We start from the raw sequence: 16,139 nt of genomic DNA on the forward strand, positions 1-16,139 counted from the left end.
CGTAACATCATTTCGGTGTTGTACGACACCATTCCGGTATCGTGACCGCTGATTCCGGCATCGTGACCGCTGATTCCGGTGGCGGCCGAAATCGGTCACGATAGACCGGAATGGGTGGTCACGATGGCCAGAATGACCGGTCACGATAGACCGGAATCACTGGTCACGATGGGCCGGAATACCCAATCAAAGACTTAGTTCATCGGCAATGTCCACTTCGGGTGAGTGCAGTCGGGGGGGCGGCCCTTGATCCATGGCCACTCAGTTTGCGCGCACGTCGTATGTACGCGATCAACCGCATTTTCGTTCGCCCGAGTCCTGAGTTAGGCCCGCTGGCGCGCTTGTCACGTCCACCCCCACCCCCACCCCCACGGGGGGAGGTCGAAGGCACCCCCGGCCTCGTGTGTAATTTATAGACACTTCCCTCAAAAATTTTCGCGCATAGAAAAATCAAAAATTTTTTCGGCGTGTTCTGGATTCGCACGCGACCGCGGGTCGTATGGCGTAATTCACCAAGGCGAATTTGTTCGGCGATGGCATGATCTGTTAATCCCATTCAGCCGCCGATGATCATGACATTCGATGTACTTCTACTCACTGCACTCATCGTCATCCATGCCATGAACGTGTGGTGCATGGTGGCGCTGTGTCACACATGGCCTGGCTCGCCAAAGCACATGAAAACGTCGCACGCCGGACGGGACCTCAATCGGCAACTGACTTGAGGAACGCTGGTAGGTCTTGTTCATCGTAGCCAGGCGGCTTCCAGAGGTGGGGCGGAACGTTTTCCTGCTCCTTTGCTGCTCGCCGCGCGGCGTGCGCGTACGCTGCCTCCATCGAAACCCTCAGTCGCACGAATCCAACCGCGCCGGGTACGAGAATGCAACGGCCCGACGTTGACGGCGGAGGCTTCGCCAAGTCGGGGTCATCGCGGTCGTTTAGCGCACCCACACAACGGCCTTGTGGGCACAGGTAGCACCCTGCGTTATGTTGGCATTGCTCGCGCGGATTTCCGGTACTGGCTGCTTGATCACGTTAAGCGAAATCCAGCTCTTGATCGAGGCCCATGGCAAGAATCTCATTTTCGTCCCGGTGAATGGCTGCATCTTTTGCGGTGGCACCACGCGGCCGACTCGGCCGCCCCGACAACCAGCAGCAGGAACAGCAGCGTGGTATTGCGCTGCTCCCACATTTTGAGCGTCAGCTCATAGGTGTGCTGGTCGTGTTCCGCGGTAAGCCTGGTTGAGTCGTCCATAACTGCGTTCCATTCCCGTCAACAGCGATGGGATTGATGGTACACAGGAAATGTCGGCGTCCAATGAGGCGGAACAATTCAGCGCTTGCCCGCCTTTGCTGGCTGCACACGGAAGCGGATGATATCGGCGCTGACTTGTTGCGCGGCGCGCATGCCGCCGAACAAGCCGTAGTCACCGCCGAGGTCGACCAGTCCACGGAAATCCATGCCCGCTTCGGGCAGGGGCGCGTGGGTTTCCCACTTTCCGCTTTTAGGCACATAGCTGAACACCGCAGCCGACGGCTCCGAGGGCAGGCGGTCGTAGCCGATGCCGTTGAAGTTATACGGCCGGCCGCTGCCGCCGGCAAAGACGATGCGCGCCGCGCCGCCGGTGGTGGTGCCGAGCGAACCGGACCGGTACAGCGGTGCGCCTGGGTGCGCGGGAAGCTGCTGCCAGCTGATTTTGCCAACCTGGCCCGCATCAAGCTTGCCTTGCCAGCATTCATTGGTGATGGCAAATACATTCTTCCCATCCGCACCCTTGGCCGAGGTAACGCCATCGCAGACGACCATGGCGTCGCCGACCAGTCCGCCGGCGTGGCCGAATACCGGCTTGCCCGGCCAAGGCGTTCCGCTCGTCCATTGTTTGGTCTGGGTATCGTAAATCTGGACGTCGGCCACATTGGCCTTGTCGTGCCAGCCGCTGACCAGCACGATCCAGCGATCGCGCCAGGACACGGCGACCATGTCGTCGACCGGGACCGGCATGGTCGATTCGGTCTCGAAGCGGCCGCTGGCCGGCGCAAAGCGCAGCACTTCCGGCGTGGATACTTCTTCGCCCGTGGGCGACACGGTGTAACCGCCGAACAGGTAAACCGAGCCGTCAACGGTGACGGCGGCACTGGCAAGGCGGCCCTCTTTGACAGGGATGTCGCCGACTTTTCGCCATTGCCCCGAAGTCAGGTCGAGCGCATGGACATCGCGCGCGATGTCGCTGCTGGCTTTGCCTTCGCCCAGGCCGTAGAACGCAAACACCTCGTTGCCGGCGCGGGTAACGGCCCAGTTTGCGCGGGCGACGGGGGCTGGCGACAGCTTGACCGGCGCGGCCTTTGCGGCAGCGCGGGGATGCTGGGCCAGGGCGGGGCCGCCCAGGCTGAAGGCACCGATGAGCAAGAGGGCAATGCGCGCTGATGTAGGCATGGGTAGGGACCTGGTAGTTTAATCGGGGGCGGCGCCCGTGGCGCCGTGAAGACCAGGCTTATTATAGTGGCGTGCCAATTTTCCCGTCGGCATCAGCTGCTTCCGCTTATTTCGCCGCCGGCCGCACCACGCGCCGGCTGCCGGTGCGGTCGCCCAGCCATTGGACGATTGCCGGCCCGTAGCCGTCGGGCGCCTTGTGTAACTGACAGCTACCGATGCTTGATTGGGTTTATCGACAAGCGAACTGTTCTTCACGGCCTTGCCGAACCGGGTAGCGGCAACATCAACGAACACCGTATGGTGTTCAGATGGCGAGTAGCCCATCAGTGGGTTGTGGATTGCAAATTCGACATCGGCTGGGGAACTCCAGGGGAGGGAAAACTCAGTGCCGAACCGAGTTTCCCGCCTCAACTATACTTACTTGCTTTTAGAAAATCCAAATTCAAGAGATCGTTCCTGAGATGCGGCGATCATCTGAGTGAGCATCTTGATCAACGTATCTTCTTCGTAACTGTTCAGCCTGAATGACCGAAGCAATCCGCGTCATTCGCATTGGTGAAAGCGATGTCGCCTTGTTCGGCCTCCGCCATGCATTCCCACAGCCCGTCTTGATGCAGCGCGATCGAATCGGCATTTCGCAAGTAGAACTCATCGGGATCCAGGCCGTCGATCAGGACCGGACGACGCACGCGCCTTTGTTTTCCGTTGATGAAGATAGTCATGAACTGCGCCTTCTCCCTCTTCTGGGCGGCGGTCAGTTTGCGCTTCGGTTTGGCCATGGCATTGAATGCGATTGTTAACTGTTCGGCCGCTACGCCGATGGCATGATCGGATCGCCAATAAATGCGCGGCGCAGCACTTCCAACATGCTGTGACCCTGTTTGACTTCACCATCATGCACACCATCATTGGGTAAAGGGAAATACAGATAGGCCACTGTCTGCTTCGACGAGTCGGTGAAGATCGCTTGGTCTTTTGCCGCCACGCGCCAGTATGAAAACGTTGGATGGTCGTCCGGGTGCACCGTTAGAAGTACAGCGTCTTGCGGCTAATGTCAGAAAGCAATGGCCCTGGTGTGCCGTGTCTGTCTTTGCGTTGACGCGATTCGAGGATCTGAGCCAGGCTCATGGCGCCTTTGGTCTTTCCGAACGCATTGAAGTAATGATGTCGCTCCAGCCCCGCGTGACGCTGTGCCGGCGTAACGAACTTGATGGCGCTGTGACGATGCTCCTCGTTGTACCAACGCACGAACGTGCCGACCCACTTCCGCGTATTTGCGGACTGCATTAACTAAGGATGCAGTCATCGTCCGATTTATTCGCTCCCTTATCAACCTACAAGGAAATGTTGTACGAATAGGCAACAGATTACCCTCCGCCCTCCGCGAGTTAGGCACGGCACTTCACTACCTGGTCTTTTCTGGTATGATTCGAGCATATTATTAGGACGCCTAACCAAATCAACCAAAGAGGTGCAATATGAACCAACCCGCAAACGCCGTCGGGAACCCGGCCGACGACATTGACGGCCAGCCAGTCCTTTTTCATGACGGCTGCAATCTATGTCTCGATATCGCGCAAACCCTGGAACGCACTATTCCTGGCTTGAGCATCATCGACCTGAGCCTGCATCCTGAATTCAAATTCCGCGCTGTCGCACACGGTGTCGTCGAGTTGCCAAGCCTGGTGGTGGGAACGAAAGTATTGTCGATTGCGCCCCACTCCGAAATCGCCCATATCGGCGCGCAAGAGCACCAGGCCTGAGCGAGCAGCCCAAATGCACGCCCCGGCTTCGATTGAAGCGCTGTTCATTGGCCGCGCCAGGCCGCTGGCACGGAACGGTGAATCGCCCGTATTAAGTGGTATCGTGAAAAGTTCGCTCGAAGAGCCAGTGCAACTTTCCTTTCGAGGCTTGAGCGGCGATGAGCAGGGGGACACGGTCTTTCATGGCGGGCCAGAAAAGGCCGTCCATCAATATGCGAGCGAGCATTACGAACATTGGCGCTCACGCTACCCGGACAGTCGCGTGCCCCTGGTGCCTGGCGCATTTGGTGAAAACCTATCCACCACAGGCATGACGGAAAGCAGTGTCTTTATCGGCGATATTTACCAGGCCGGCACCGCGCTGCTACAGGTTTCGCAGGGTCGCCAGCCATGCTGGAAACTGAACCGCCATCTTGGGCGTCAGGGCGCAGCGCTCGCGATGCAAATCTCGGGCGCCACTGGCTGGTATTACCGCGTTCTCAAGGAAGGCCGGATCGCCCGACACGATCGGCTCGAACTGATACAGCGGCCTTGCCCGGCGTGGCCGCTGGAACGGCTGATCGGCGCGCTCTTTCCCTCGGACCTTGCTGCGGACAACTTACTGGACGAGTGGCTTCAGGCCGCCACCATTGAGCAGTTATCGGCCAACTGGAAAACCACGTTCGCGCGGCGAGTCCAGTCAGGACGTATGGAAGACTGGACGCGCCGCCTTGATGAACCGTAAGCCTGCGCCTCTGAAGGCGCAGGCAACTAGGTTCGCAACGGCCGGAAGCCCGCGCGAACCTCTTCTGAAAAGATCTTTGGTTGTTCCCAGGCTGCAAAGTGCCCGCCTTTGTCGAGCTTGTTGTAATAGATGAGTTTGGGGTATGCCCGCTCGGCCCAGCTGCGCGGCGTGGGATAGAGCTCGTCAGGGTAGACGCTGACGGCGACCGGGATGGTGATTCCCTTGACGCCGAAATACGAGAGCTTGTTCTCCCAGTAGAGACGGGCCGACGAAATTGCCGTGTTCGTCACCCAGGTGAGGGTGATGTTTTCGAGGATGTCGTCGCGGGTGAGGCCGGCGCTCTCCCCTGCGAAGACGCGCGAGATCAGCCGGTAACTGCGCTCGTCGTGGTCGAGGAAATAGGCAGCCAGGCCGACCGGAGAATCGGCCAGGCCGTACATGGTCTGGGGACGCAAGCCCAGCTGGAAGCCATAGCCGATGCCCTTCTGGTAGACGAATTGCAGGCGATCGTAGGCGATCTTCTCGTCAGGCGTCAGACCGGATGGCGCCGGCGCACCTGAGAACGCCAACTTGTCGATGTCGACAGGAATCGCTCCGGGCATGTTGGTATGAATGCCGAGCAATTCTGGAGCAGCCTGCACGGCCATCTCCTCGGTGATGACCGCGCCCCAATCGCCGCCCTGCGCCACGAACTTCGTGTAACCGAGGCGCTTCATCAGCACGACCCAGGCACGCGCGATGTGCTGGGGGTTCCAGCCGGTGGTGCCGGGCTTGCCCGAGAAGCCATAGCCGGGTATCGATGGAATCACCAGATGGAATGCATCCGAGGCACTGCCACCGTGCGCGGTGGGATTGGTCAGCGGTTCGATGATCTTCATCTGCTCGATGATCGACCCGGGCCATCCGTGTGTAACGATGAGCGGCAACGCGTTCTCGTGCTTCGAGCGGATGTGAAGAAAGTGGATGTCCAGCCCATCGATCTCGGTCATAAATTGCGGATGCGAATTCAGCCTCGCCTCCACCTTGCGCCAGTTGTAGTCTTTCGCCCAGTAGCGTGCGAGCGCTTGAATCGTGGCGAGCTGTACCCCTTGCGAATCATCCTTGACGGTTTCCCTTTCCGGCCACCTGGTCGCGTTGATCCGCCTGCGCATGTCGACAAGCTCCGCTTCAGCAATCTTGACCCGAAACGGGCGGATGGCGTTGCCACCGGTTGCCGCACCAGCCATCCCTGGAAACAAGCCGCCCATCCCTGCGGCGGCAATACCCGCGGCAACAGTGCCGACCAGGCGACGGCGATAATAGTTGAGCTCTTTGGTATTCATCGTTACTCCTTTTAGCGCGGCATATGGTTGTCGAATTAAGCGGTGGTAACGCGCACGACCACGTCGATATTGCCGCGCGTGGCCTTCGAATACGGACAAACTTGGTCGGCGGCGTGCGCAATCGCGGTGGCGACATCGTGTGCGAGGCCCGGCACGATGAGGTTGATACGGCCCTGGATGAAGTACGCATCGCCGGTCTGCCCCAGATCCACTTCGATCTCCACGGCCATTCCATCCGGCAGTGTCACATTCTTTTCTTTGGCCACCAGAGCGACTGCGGCGCTGTAGCAGGCCGACCACGCTCCCGCAAATAATTGTTCCGCCATCGGATGGGGCGGGATGGCCTCGAACACGTCTCCCCGTGCGGCACTGTTGCCAGGCGACGAGGTCTTGATGGTCACGTTGCCTCCATGGCCGCCGCTGGCAGTGGTGTTGGATTTGCCGGTGACCAGGACCTTTTCAATTTTGCTCATGGTTATCTCCTTATAGTTGTGCTTGGTATTTTTCACACGCGACGACGTTCCCTGGCCTCCCTGATCGCGTGCATCAGGGAAGCTGGCCGATTCCCCCTCAACTCAGCGCCCGGAAGAAATCGCGGACGTCCGTGATGATGGCTTGCGGTTCTTCCCAGGCCCCAAAGTGGCCGCCGCTGGTGTGATGCCGCCACTGCTTGAGGTTGTAGTAGCGCTGGGCCCAGCGGCGTGGGGCGCTACATACCTCCTCCGGCAACACCGAAATGCCGACCGGAGCCTCGACCACGGGCATGCGCTCGTGCACCGGCGTCCAGGGATGGTGTGCGGCCTCGTAGTAGTACCGCGCCGACGTGCCATAGCTCTGCGTGACCCAGTAGATCATGATCGTGGTCAGCAGATCGTCCTTGGTGAAGCGGATTTCGACGTCGCCGTGGCAATCGCTCCAGCTGCGTTGCTTTTCGACTATCCACGCTGCCAGTCCCACCGGCGAATCGTTGAGCGCCGCCGCGATGGTCTGCGGCTTCGTGCTTTGCAGTGCCGAGTAGGCCGACTCGGCGGAAAAGAAGTGCTGCAGGCGTGCGGCCATCGATGCTTCGTCGGCGTCGTAGTCTTCGGGTGCCGGCAGGCCGCCGCTGAACAGGTCCAGTGGCAGCATCATCGGGAAGTGCACGCCCATCACGCGCTCGGGATAGCGGTGCCCCAGGTCGGCCGTGATCAATGCGCCCCAGTCGGCGCCGTGCGCGGCGAAACGCGGATAGCCCAGCTGTTCCATGAGCGTCACCCACAGCCCGGAGGTGCGCCAGAAATTGATGCCGGTCTGACGCAGCGGCGTAGAAAATCCATGGCCCGGCAATGACGGCACCACCACGTCGAAGGCATCCGCGGGATCGCCGCCGTGCGCGCCGGGATCGCTGAGGGGATCGATCACTTTCCGATACTCCCAGAAGGTCCAGGGCCAGCCGTGCGAAAGGATCAGCGGCTTCGGATTGGGCCCCTTGCCGCGCACGTGAATGAAGTGGATCGGCATCCCGTCGATCTCGGTAAGGCACTGGGGATACGCATTGATTGCGCGTTCCTGCTTGCGCCAGTCGTAGCCGTCGATCCAGTAGGCCACCAGTTAGGCCACCAGTTCCTTGAGGTAGGCGGTGTTGGTGCCGTACTGCCAGTCTTCGTTAGCGAAGTCATCGACCCAACGCGTGCGCTGGAGACGCGCCTGCAGATCGCTGAGCACTTCATCGGGCACCTCAACGCGAAATGGTTTCATTTTCCCTGACTCATGCTTGCTACCGAAGGAGGCTCAGCAATGGCGAATCATGCCGAACAACATATCGGGGCTTTGTACAGATCGAACGCCGGGGTTATACGAAACAGGAGCATATAGCAGTGTAGGCGCTCGCAAAGTTATTGCAAGACCCATTACTCAGTCTGAAACTGCTTGGTCCGAGCTACGCACCGGCCTACTGGACTGCCCCTCTCCGTTCGAAGGATGCGGCAGCGAGTTTGAAGATCCAAAGCGAACTGGCAGCGATGCTCGCTACCAAGGTACCGAAAGTATTTAGTGCCGTTGGCGTTAAAACGCCGCCGACAAAAGCGTCGGAAACTCCGGTCGCTGTCGCCGACTTGGCAGACGCAAGGGAATCCTACAAGCCGCTTGCAATCGAGCGGACGAGCAGGGATTCCCGGACCAGTGCAATTTTTTGCCCCAAACGGCAGGGGCATGATTCTTTCTGATCAAACCGCGCGCTTCATTGTTTACCGCCCGGCTTGCGAAGAATCATAGTGATGATTGGCGTGTTGTCGCCAGTGAAGCGCGCATTGGCGCTCAACGCTGCCCGAAACACCGTCCTGCATATGCGGCACTTGCAGATTTGGAAGGGTGGCCCAAAAATTATCCTGTACGCAAATGCCCTTGCGGCAGTTCGCAGTAGTCGCCGGGCGTGTCGATTCCCACCAGGGTACAGATGCAGCCGTTGCCGTTCTTGGCGGACGTGATCGCGCCCAATTCACGCAGCAGCTCCAGGCCGGCCGCGACAGGCCCACGAGACAGATTCGTCAGTGCGATCAATTGGAATATTCTTGGAATTGTAGTCACGCTTCAATAAAAAAAGCAACTTCTCAGCCTTCTGCGACCGAAATGTCGTGCACTATTGGCTTTTCCGAGACGGGCGGAATCGCTCATTTTGGCTTCAATCCTCCAGCCTGGGGCGCGTTCATCGATTAAAGGAAGAAAGCCCGCTCAGACAAGATCACCTATCCCGAACACGACCGGGTGTGCCATCGCGACCGCACGCTACCTGACGATACCTGGACGAACACTTCGGGCGAGCCCGCATCGAGCCCATATTGAACATTCGCCGTGCGAAGCAGCCGCCCGGGATAGAAAATCCGGGCGTTTTGTGCCGGATGGAGAAGATTGTTTCACTGGCTCTTCTGCGACATTTCATCCAGGAGCGGCGATTACCATGGCCGGCCAGTCATATGCACAAGTTCCCAGATATGCCCGTCAAGATCCTCAAAGCCGTGGGCATGCATGAAGCCGTGGTCGTGTGGAGCGCGTGGCGCCTTGCCGCCGGCCGCCAGGGCTTTTGCCACCAGACCGTCGACTTCCTCACGACTCTCGCAGGACAGGCAAGTCAGCACTTCCGTAACCTCGTGCGCGTTGGCGATCCGCTTGTTCGTGAACGTCTTGAAGAAGTCTTCCACCAGTAGCATGGCGTAGATGCTGTCGTCCGAAATGATCATGCAGGCCGCGTGGTCGTCGGAAAATTGTGGGTTGAAGGTGTATCCCAATGCAGCGAAGAATGCCTTGGACTTGTTCAGGTCCTTGACCGGTAGATTGACGAAAATTTGCTTGTTCATGGTAGTCCCTCATGGTGGATTGAAAGATGCTTCATCCACTACGACGTTCGAACGTCGCCGAAATCGACAGGTCAGCCGAATTTTTCCGACGAACGCCAGGAATACTGGTTTGCAGCGGTCGTTTTTCCTCGTGTATTATCTGCAAAAAGTATGGAGGGAAAATGAAGAAAATAATGTTCTTGATTGCCGTTGCAGTGGCTGGATGCGGAAAAACCTCAGCGCCTGTCAGTCCGCTCGACGCTGCCGCGCGTCGCACCTGCATGGATACCATCGAGTCGCGCGCTGTCAACAGCAAGTCGGTTGACTACACCAACGAAGATCCGGCAGTGGCAAAGGACGCAAAAGGACAGCTGGACGTCTCGATCGCGTTCTCCGCTAAGAATGAGATGGGCATGGCCTCCCGGATGGTCGCGAAGTGCATTGTCAGTCCTGACGGCAAAACCTTGGTCGATATCGCAGTCAAGGAAACGCGGTAGGACGGCGGAACAGAATCACTTCGCCCCGGCCGGCTAGAAGCCGATCTGTCCAGTTGGCCGTGGAATCGGGTAGATCTGCTTTTGCCGCCCGTCGAGATAGCGGAAGCCAGATTCATCGAAATAGCCATCCTCTTCGAGCATCATGCGGACCGTCTTGCCCCATTCCGGCACGGTCGATTCGGCATTAAGCTCGATCGAATAGGCCGTCTTGTAGTGCATCGGGAACTCACCGCTGCCCGGCACGCCGCCCTGCATGTCCCACATGCCGATCGCCGGGCCCGCTGCATGCCCGTGCAGCCCGAGGGGATGCGTGTAGATCGTCGCACCGATGCCCTCGGCTTTCGCCTGGGCCAGTGCAGCGGCCAGAATCTGGTTGCCGCTGCGCCCTTGTTTAAAGTGGCTGGTCAAAATGTCCTGCAGACGGTTGCCGTTGGCGAAAGCTGCTTTCAGCGAAGCCGGAACGTCCTTCTCTCCAGGCTTCAGCACGTAGGCATGCTGTTGCACGTCCGTGTTGAGGCGCAGGTAGCTAATGCCTATGTCGACGTGCAACAGGTCGCCAGGGATGATGATATTGCGCTTGGGACGAACAGCGAAGTTTTTGACTTCAGCTGGGTCGTTTCGCTGTACGGATACGGTCGGGTGGAACCACGTGTCGTAGCCGCTGTCCCGGATTTTCTGGCGGAACCACCATTCAAGGTCTTCGGTCGTCGTCACGCCCGGAGTAATTACCTGTTCCGAGAAACCGTTGGCAATGATCTTGTGGGTTGCATTGACCAGTTGCGGATAGAACTGCATTTCACGGTCGGTGCGTGCCTCCAGCCACATCACGGCCAGCTTTTCAGCTGACACCACCTTGTTCTTGTAGCCAGATGGCAGAGTACGCATGAACTCTGCGTAATCAGTCTGATCCATGCCGTCCGCGTGCCCGTACGCGGCGGAGGTGTTGATGCCAATTCTGGTGGGCATGCGCGTTTTGATGACGTCGGCCAGCGCGTCCCACTGATCGGGGAAACGCCTCATGTCCCACGCGCCCTTGATCGCCGCCCCGACGTCGTAACGTGCGATGGCGAGCTTTTCATACTTCGATGTTTTGGGATTATGGTAGAACACGAGAATCGTGCGGCGGCGTGCATTGAGCCACTCGGCTGGCAGCATGGTTTTAAGGACCGGGTCTTCGTTGTATTCGCGCGAGATGAGGACCCACATGTCGATGTCGTTCTTTTTCATCAGCGCCGGCAGCAGTAGATCGAGGCGTTCTGCCAGGATTTCGTTGACGATGCGCGCCTGGTCTCGTACCGGCAGGGCTTGTGCCTGAGCCGCGCCGGCCGCAATGAGGAGTAGGGATAGCAGAAGCTTTTTCATTTCGAGCGACTCCGTTGTTCTATCGGTTCCCGCCTGCGCGCGAACGACGCTTTTTAGCGTGGGTGGCTGACGAATACAAATACAAAGGCGATGAGCCCCAGCACGATCAGGCCGATGATGAAATAGCGCATCGCTGTCGCCAGCGACTTCACGGCCTTGTTCGCGCCTTCGTTGAGCTTGCCTCGCTTGCTCGCCTTGTTCATGATCGTCCAGAACAGGAAAAACAGGGCGGCGAGCGTGATCAGGTATTTCATGCGCTCGCTATACTCCGCAGTACGCGGTCTTGACCGTCGTGAAGAATTCGGCGGCGTAGGTGCCTTGCTCACGCGAGCCGTAGCTCGATCCCTTGCTGCCGCCGAATGGCACGTGATAGTCGACGCCGGCCGTCGGTACGTTGACCATCACCATGCCGGCCTGAGCGTGGCGTTTAAAGTGGGTGGCGTGTTTCAGCGATTGCGTGACGATGCCGCTCGATAAGCCGAACTGCGTATCGTTGGCCAGGGCCAGCGCGTGTTCGTAATTGTCGGCAGGGATCACGCTGGCGACAGGGCCGAAGATTTCTTCGCGGCTGATGCGCATGGCGTTGCTGCAGTCGGTGAACAGGGCAGGGCGCAGGTAGAAGCCCGGCGTGGCGCATTCGATGCGTTCGCCGCCAAATGCCAGCGTGGCGCCTTCGTCGCGGCCGATGCGGATGTAGTCCAGGTCCTGCTCAAGCTGGCTTTGGTCGACGACCGGGCCGATGTCGGTGCCGGCCGCAAGTGCATCGCCGATCGTCAGGCTTGCCAGCTTTTCTTTTACTGCCGCCACAAATGCCGGGTAGATGCCTTTCTCGACGATCAGGCGGCTCGATGCCGTGCAGCGCTGGCCGGTGGAGTAGAACGAGCCTTGCACGGCGCAGTTGACGGCCGTGGCGAGGTCGGCGTCATTCAGCACGACCATCGGGTTCTTGCCGCCCATTTCCAGCTGCATCTTGGCGAGGCGGCCAATCGCTGCCTGCGCTACCTTCGCGCCGGTTCCGACCGAGCCCGTGAAGCTGATCGCGTTCACGCGGCGGTCGTTGAGGAATGCCTGGCCGACCACGCTGCCGCGGCCCATCACGAGGTTGAACACGCCATTCGGCAAGCCGGCGCGGCTGATGATTTCTGCCAGCGCCCAGGCGCTGCCGGGAACCAGTTCCGCTGGCTTCAACAGTACGCAATTGCCGTAGGCGAGGGCGGGGGCGATCTTCCATGCAGGAATCGCAATCGGGAAGTTCCATGGGGCGATGATGCCGACCACGCCGACCGGCTCGCGCGTGATCTCGATATCCAGGTTGGGCCGTACCGACGGCAGCTTGTCGCCGCGCAGGCGCAGGCATTCCTGCGCGAAGAACTTGAAGATGGTGCCGGCGCGGCCCGCTTCGCCGATGCCTTCGACGCGGGTCTTGCCTTCTTCGCGCGACAGCAAGGTGCCGAGTTCTTCCTTGCGGGCGATGATTTCGGTGCCGATCTTGTCGAGCGCGTCGGCGCGCATCTGGATGTTCCACAGGGCCCAGCCAGGCGCTGCCGCGGCGGCGGCGGCGATCGCCAGCTGCGCCTGCTGCGCGTCGGCCTGCGTGTAGTGGCCGATCACGTCATTGGTGTTCGATGGGTTGATGTTCGCGGTGCTGCTTGCGCCGTCAACCCAGGCGCCGTCGATATAGTTCTGCTTCATTATTGTCCTATTGTTTGGTGAGGATCTGCCAGGTCCAGGCCGCCATGGTCTTGCGCGCCTTCGCACCCCCTAACGCGAATTGCTGGTCGTTGCCGGAAACGTTGGCGACAACGGTAACGGTATTGCCGTCCAGCTTGCGATGGTAGGCGATGACCTTGTCGTTGGCAGTGTCGATGAACTCCAGCGTGCCGCCGTACTGGCCGTTCCACAGCGCCTTGTTGTCTTTCTTCAGCTTGAGCAGGTTTTTGTAGAAGCCTTCCAGCGGGTAGTTTTTCCAGTCGATCTGGTCTTTCTCGAAGAACGCGAGGCGCTTGTCGAGGACCGATTCCTGGCCGCTGTAGATCAGCGGCATGCCGGGCAGGGTGGCCGCGAGCACAGCCATCGTCTTGAATGCCGGGCCGTACAGCTCGGTATCGCTGCCTTGCCAGGAGTTGAAATCGTGGTTGTTGGTGAAACGCATCCGGTAGGCGTGCGCCGGGAATACCTTATCCGGATGCGTGAACACGCGCTTGAGTTCGTCCGCGTCGGCTTTGCCTTGGGCGACCTGTTTCATCACGTCGGCCAGGTCCCAGCCGTAGGTCATGTCGAAGGCTTGTTCATGCAGCTTCGGTTCGGCCCATTCGGCCAGCATGAACACCGGCTTGATCTTGTCGAGCTCGGCGCGCGCCTGGTTCCAGAACGGAATCGGCAGCAGGCCGGCGACGTCGCAGCGGAAGCCGTCGAGGTCGGCTTCGCGTACCCAGAAGCCCATCGCGTCGGTCATTGCCTTCCAGACTTCCGGCTTGGTGTAGTCGAGCGCGACAACGTCGGTCCAGTATTCGGGTTCGGCGCCTTCGTGGAAGGTGACCGGGTAGATTTCACCTTTTTCGTTTTTCTTGTACCAGTCGTTGTGCTGCGTGACCCACGGGTTGTCCCACGCGGTGTGGTTGGCCACCCAGTCGAGGATGACGCGCATGCCCAGGCCGTGCGCCTGTTTCACCAGGCGCTTCATGTCGTCCATGGTGCCGAATTCGGGATTGACTGCCGTGTAATCGCGCACGGCGTAGTAGCTGCCGAGCTTGCCTTTGCGGTTCTTTTCGCCGATTGCTTGCACCGGCATCAGCCACAGGATGTCGACGCCCATCTTTTTTAGCCGCGGAAGGTGGGTGGCAAACGCATTTATCGTGCCTTCCTTCGTAAATTGGCGTATGTTGACTTCATAGATGTTCGCGTTGCGCGACCATTCGACGTGGTTCGCCGCGGCGGGGGCTGCAGGTGCAGGCGTTTTCGCATGGACCAGGGGAGCGCCTGCGGCGCACAGTGCAACAATCAGGGAAGCGAAACGGCGCGCGGCGAATCTCATCTGTGTCACCTTATGTCAGCAGTAAAAGAAATTAGTTGCGGTGAGAATAATACACGCTGGCGAGGGGCGCCGATACGTGGGCTAGAGGGAAGATGGGCCTGTCAGGTGGTTCAACGGATAAGCTTGGTTTAAAGCAAGCTGCGCTTATGTGTGGTAACTGACGGAACTCAGGGGGAAATTGGGGGATAAAGGGGCATGTCGAAAGATTAATTCCGGATCACAGTCATGAAAGCATCCTGCCTCGTTGTCGTCGTCCTCAGCGCTTGCGCTGGGCTGGCGCATGCCCAGTCGTCCGTGTCGGTCTACGGTGTGCTCGAAGCGGACGGCGTGATCGAAGGCGCCTGTTCCGACTGCGCGCCGCAGCATGACGGTCTGTCGGTACTGAAGCCCTATAGTTTTCGTTACCTGAGTTTGCTGGGCGTTGGCGAAGCCTTCGACGGCGTCGCCGAGGCGCCGTTTGCGCTTGGCGCCAAGCGTGAGGGAAAGCGTATCACCGGCAGCGTCCAGTACTACACCAGGGAAAACGACGGCGGCTCGTCTGTCGCGCGCTACGGCATCATCGACTCACGCGGTAACGCCTCCGGCAATCGCGCCTGGGGCGTGTCATTAGGCCTGGAGCGCAGCGGGGTGATGATGCGCATCGCGCACCAGAACAAGAACGTCGCGAAGATCGTGCCGGCCATGTCGTTCGGGAATAACATGTCGGCGAAGAACAGCGTCATCGCCGCGAATATCAAGCTCGGCGCCGCCAAGGTGTACGCCGCCTATAGCGCCAGCCGCGGCTGGGGCAGCTCGCCCTTGTGGAACCCGGACAATCCTTACGGTGCATCGCTCAGCGCGACGCCGTCAACGGACAGCCGCGACAAACTGATTGGCATCGCGTTGCCGATGGGCGAAACGACCTTCCTCGCTTCATTCATCCGCAAGAACGACCGCGACCTGGCCAACTATGACGCCGACCAATTCGCGCTCGGCGCCACCTACGCGGTCTCGCGCCGTACCGACTTCTACACCACATGCTCGGTGACCAAAATCCGCAGCATCGCGGGCCAGGCCATCCACAGTTCTGTTATGCCGGGCAGCAAGAACGCTGCCATTAACGTCGGCATGCGGCACGCTTTCTGATTGCCTCGTGCGCCGCCTGGCGCAAAGAAAGCGTAGCCTGTTTTAACAAATCCACTCACCGTCGTTGGAGGCAGTATGTCTGGCAATAGCACCTTAGATCCCGATAATTTCCCCGAGAGCCCGGACCGCGTCCTTGGACGTGGCCATGGCACCGGCGCGCTCGGGCCGAGCGATTCTTCCGACAGCGGCAGCGACATCGCCGGCGGCCCTGGCCTTGGCCTGGATCTCGAGCGGACCGAATCGCTTGACCTTGGCGGCGGCACCACCTCCGACATGGACACCAGCAGCGCTGGCGGCGCAGGCCCTGACGTGGGCGACGCCAACCTGGACAGCGACAGCGATTCAAGCGGTACCGGCGAGCGCGCCTCAGCGGGCCGCGACAGCATCGCACGTGACGGCGCCGACATCGATGTCGATCACATCGAGACGATGCCGACCGAAGCGCTGAGCGAGGACGATATTGAATTTCTCGGCAGCGCTCCGCCGGGCGAGCATACCGGCCGCCGCGAGGATGCTGGCCGCAAGTAAAAGCCAGTCCCCCGGGGCCTTCGCGGGAAGGACGAGGAG

Annotated in this window: 18 protein-coding genes and 1 pseudogene; 5 read left to right on the forward strand and 14 right to left on the reverse strand. The window is 59.7% G+C overall.

Going from position 1 to position 16,139, the window contains the following annotated elements; genetic code table 11:
- Positions 1-1,078: 1,078 nt before the first annotated feature.
- The 5 genes from HHL21_RS11325 to HHL21_RS11350 all read right to left on the reverse strand — a co-directional run bounded on the left by HHL21_RS11325 (position 1,079) and on the right by HHL21_RS11350 (position 3,721).
- Entirely contained in the window at positions 1,079-1,255 is a 177-nt protein-coding gene (locus tag HHL21_RS11325) for a hypothetical protein (protein WP_169465848.1), read from the reverse strand.
- Positions 1,256-1,333: 78 nt separating this feature from the next.
- A complete protein-coding gene (locus tag HHL21_RS11330) occupies positions 1,334-2,434 on the reverse strand; it encodes a Kelch repeat-containing protein (RefSeq protein WP_169465850.1) in 1,101 nt (366 codons plus the stop codon).
- A 515-nt stretch (positions 2,435-2,949) separates the two neighbouring features.
- Positions 2,950-3,213, reverse strand: a complete 264-nt coding sequence (locus tag HHL21_RS11340; RefSeq protein ID WP_169465854.1) for a hypothetical protein — start codon at positions 3,211-3,213, stop codon at positions 2,950-2,952.
- A gap of 32 nt (positions 3,214-3,245) precedes the next feature.
- A complete protein-coding gene (locus tag HHL21_RS11345; protein WP_206085735.1) occupies positions 3,246-3,419 on the reverse strand; it encodes a hypothetical protein in 174 nt (57 codons plus the stop codon).
- A 41-nt stretch (positions 3,420-3,460) separates the two neighbouring features.
- Positions 3,461-3,721 carry a hypothetical protein gene (locus tag HHL21_RS11350; protein ID WP_169465840.1) on the reverse strand — a complete coding sequence of 87 codons (261 nt, stop codon included), beginning with the start codon at positions 3,719-3,721 and terminating at the stop codon, positions 3,461-3,463.
- A 191-nt stretch (positions 3,722-3,912) separates the two neighbouring features.
- On the opposite strand from HHL21_RS11350, the gene HHL21_RS11355 reads away from it, so the two are divergent.
- Entirely contained in the window at positions 3,913-4,197 is a 285-nt protein-coding gene (locus HHL21_RS11355) for a hypothetical protein (protein ID WP_169465858.1), read from the forward strand.
- Positions 4,198-4,210: 13 nt separating this feature from the next.
- Positions 4,211-4,921, forward strand: coding sequence for an MOSC domain-containing protein (locus tag HHL21_RS11360; RefSeq protein WP_169465860.1), 711 nt, complete (start codon positions 4,211-4,213; stop codon positions 4,919-4,921).
- Positions 4,922-4,947: 26 nt separating this feature from the next.
- Here HHL21_RS11360 and HHL21_RS11365 read toward each other — a convergent pair whose 3' ends face one another.
- The 5 genes and pseudogenes from HHL21_RS11365 to HHL21_RS11385 form a co-directional block, all read right to left on the reverse strand.
- Positions 4,948-6,243, reverse strand: coding sequence for an epoxide hydrolase family protein (locus HHL21_RS11365; RefSeq protein ID WP_169465868.1), 1,296 nt, complete (start codon positions 6,241-6,243; stop codon positions 4,948-4,950).
- 35 nt (positions 6,244-6,278) lie between these two features.
- Entirely contained in the window at positions 6,279-6,716 is a 438-nt protein-coding gene (locus HHL21_RS11370) for an Ohr family peroxiredoxin (protein ID WP_169465871.1), read from the reverse strand.
- Between the two features lie 97 nt (positions 6,717-6,813).
- A pseudogene (locus HHL21_RS11375) lies at positions 6,814-7,980 on the reverse strand (epoxide hydrolase family protein).
- 624 nt (positions 7,981-8,604) lie between these two features.
- On the reverse strand, positions 8,605-8,781 hold the full coding sequence (locus tag HHL21_RS11380; RefSeq protein ID WP_169465873.1) for a hypothetical protein: 177 nt from the start codon (positions 8,779-8,781) through the stop codon (positions 8,605-8,607).
- A gap of 392 nt (positions 8,782-9,173) precedes the next feature.
- Positions 9,174-9,575, reverse strand: coding sequence for a VOC family protein (locus HHL21_RS11385; RefSeq protein ID WP_169465875.1), 402 nt, complete (start codon positions 9,573-9,575; stop codon positions 9,174-9,176).
- Between the two features lie 173 nt (positions 9,576-9,748).
- Between HHL21_RS11385 and HHL21_RS11390 the strand changes: the two genes are divergently transcribed.
- On the forward strand, positions 9,749-10,051 hold the full coding sequence (locus HHL21_RS11390) for a hypothetical protein (protein WP_169465877.1): 303 nt from the start codon (positions 9,749-9,751) through the stop codon (positions 10,049-10,051).
- A gap of 33 nt (positions 10,052-10,084) precedes the next feature.
- Here the strand turns inward: HHL21_RS11390 and HHL21_RS11395 are convergent, their stop codons facing one another.
- Genes HHL21_RS11395 through HHL21_RS11410 form a run of 4 tightly spaced genes read right to left on the reverse strand, consistent with a single transcriptional unit; the run spans position 10,085 to position 14,447 of the window.
- Positions 10,085-11,413: a M24 family metallopeptidase gene (locus HHL21_RS11395; protein ID WP_169465879.1), complete on the reverse strand. Its 1,329-nt coding sequence runs from the start codon at positions 11,411-11,413 to the stop codon at positions 10,085-10,087.
- A gap of 53 nt (positions 11,414-11,466) precedes the next feature.
- On the reverse strand, positions 11,467-11,667 hold the full coding sequence (locus tag HHL21_RS11400; RefSeq protein WP_169465881.1) for a hypothetical protein: 201 nt from the start codon (positions 11,665-11,667) through the stop codon (positions 11,467-11,469).
- 7 nt (positions 11,668-11,674) lie between these two features.
- Complete coding sequence (locus tag HHL21_RS11405) at positions 11,675-13,105, reverse strand: aldehyde dehydrogenase family protein (RefSeq protein ID WP_169465883.1); 1,431 nt, start codon at positions 13,103-13,105, stop codon at positions 11,675-11,677.
- Positions 13,106-13,112: 7 nt separating this feature from the next.
- Positions 13,113-14,447 (reverse strand): alpha-amylase family glycosyl hydrolase, encoded by a 1,335-nt coding sequence (locus HHL21_RS11410; RefSeq protein WP_169465885.1) that lies wholly within the window; start codon positions 14,445-14,447, stop codon positions 13,113-13,115.
- 225 nt (positions 14,448-14,672) lie between these two features.
- Between HHL21_RS11410 and HHL21_RS11415 the strand changes: the two genes are divergently transcribed.
- Entirely contained in the window at positions 14,673-15,572 is a 900-nt protein-coding gene (locus HHL21_RS11415; protein ID WP_169465887.1) for a porin, read from the forward strand.
- A gap of 75 nt (positions 15,573-15,647) precedes the next feature.
- Positions 15,648-16,100 (forward strand): hypothetical protein, encoded by a 453-nt coding sequence (locus tag HHL21_RS11420; RefSeq protein ID WP_169465889.1) that lies wholly within the window; start codon positions 15,648-15,650, stop codon positions 16,098-16,100.
- The last annotated feature ends 39 nt before the right edge of the window (positions 16,101-16,139 follow it).

This window comes from Massilia polaris (assembly GCF_012927275.1).
In the GTDB taxonomy this organism is placed as follows: Bacteria; Pseudomonadota; Gammaproteobacteria; order Burkholderiales; family Burkholderiaceae_D; genus Telluria_A; species Telluria_A polaris.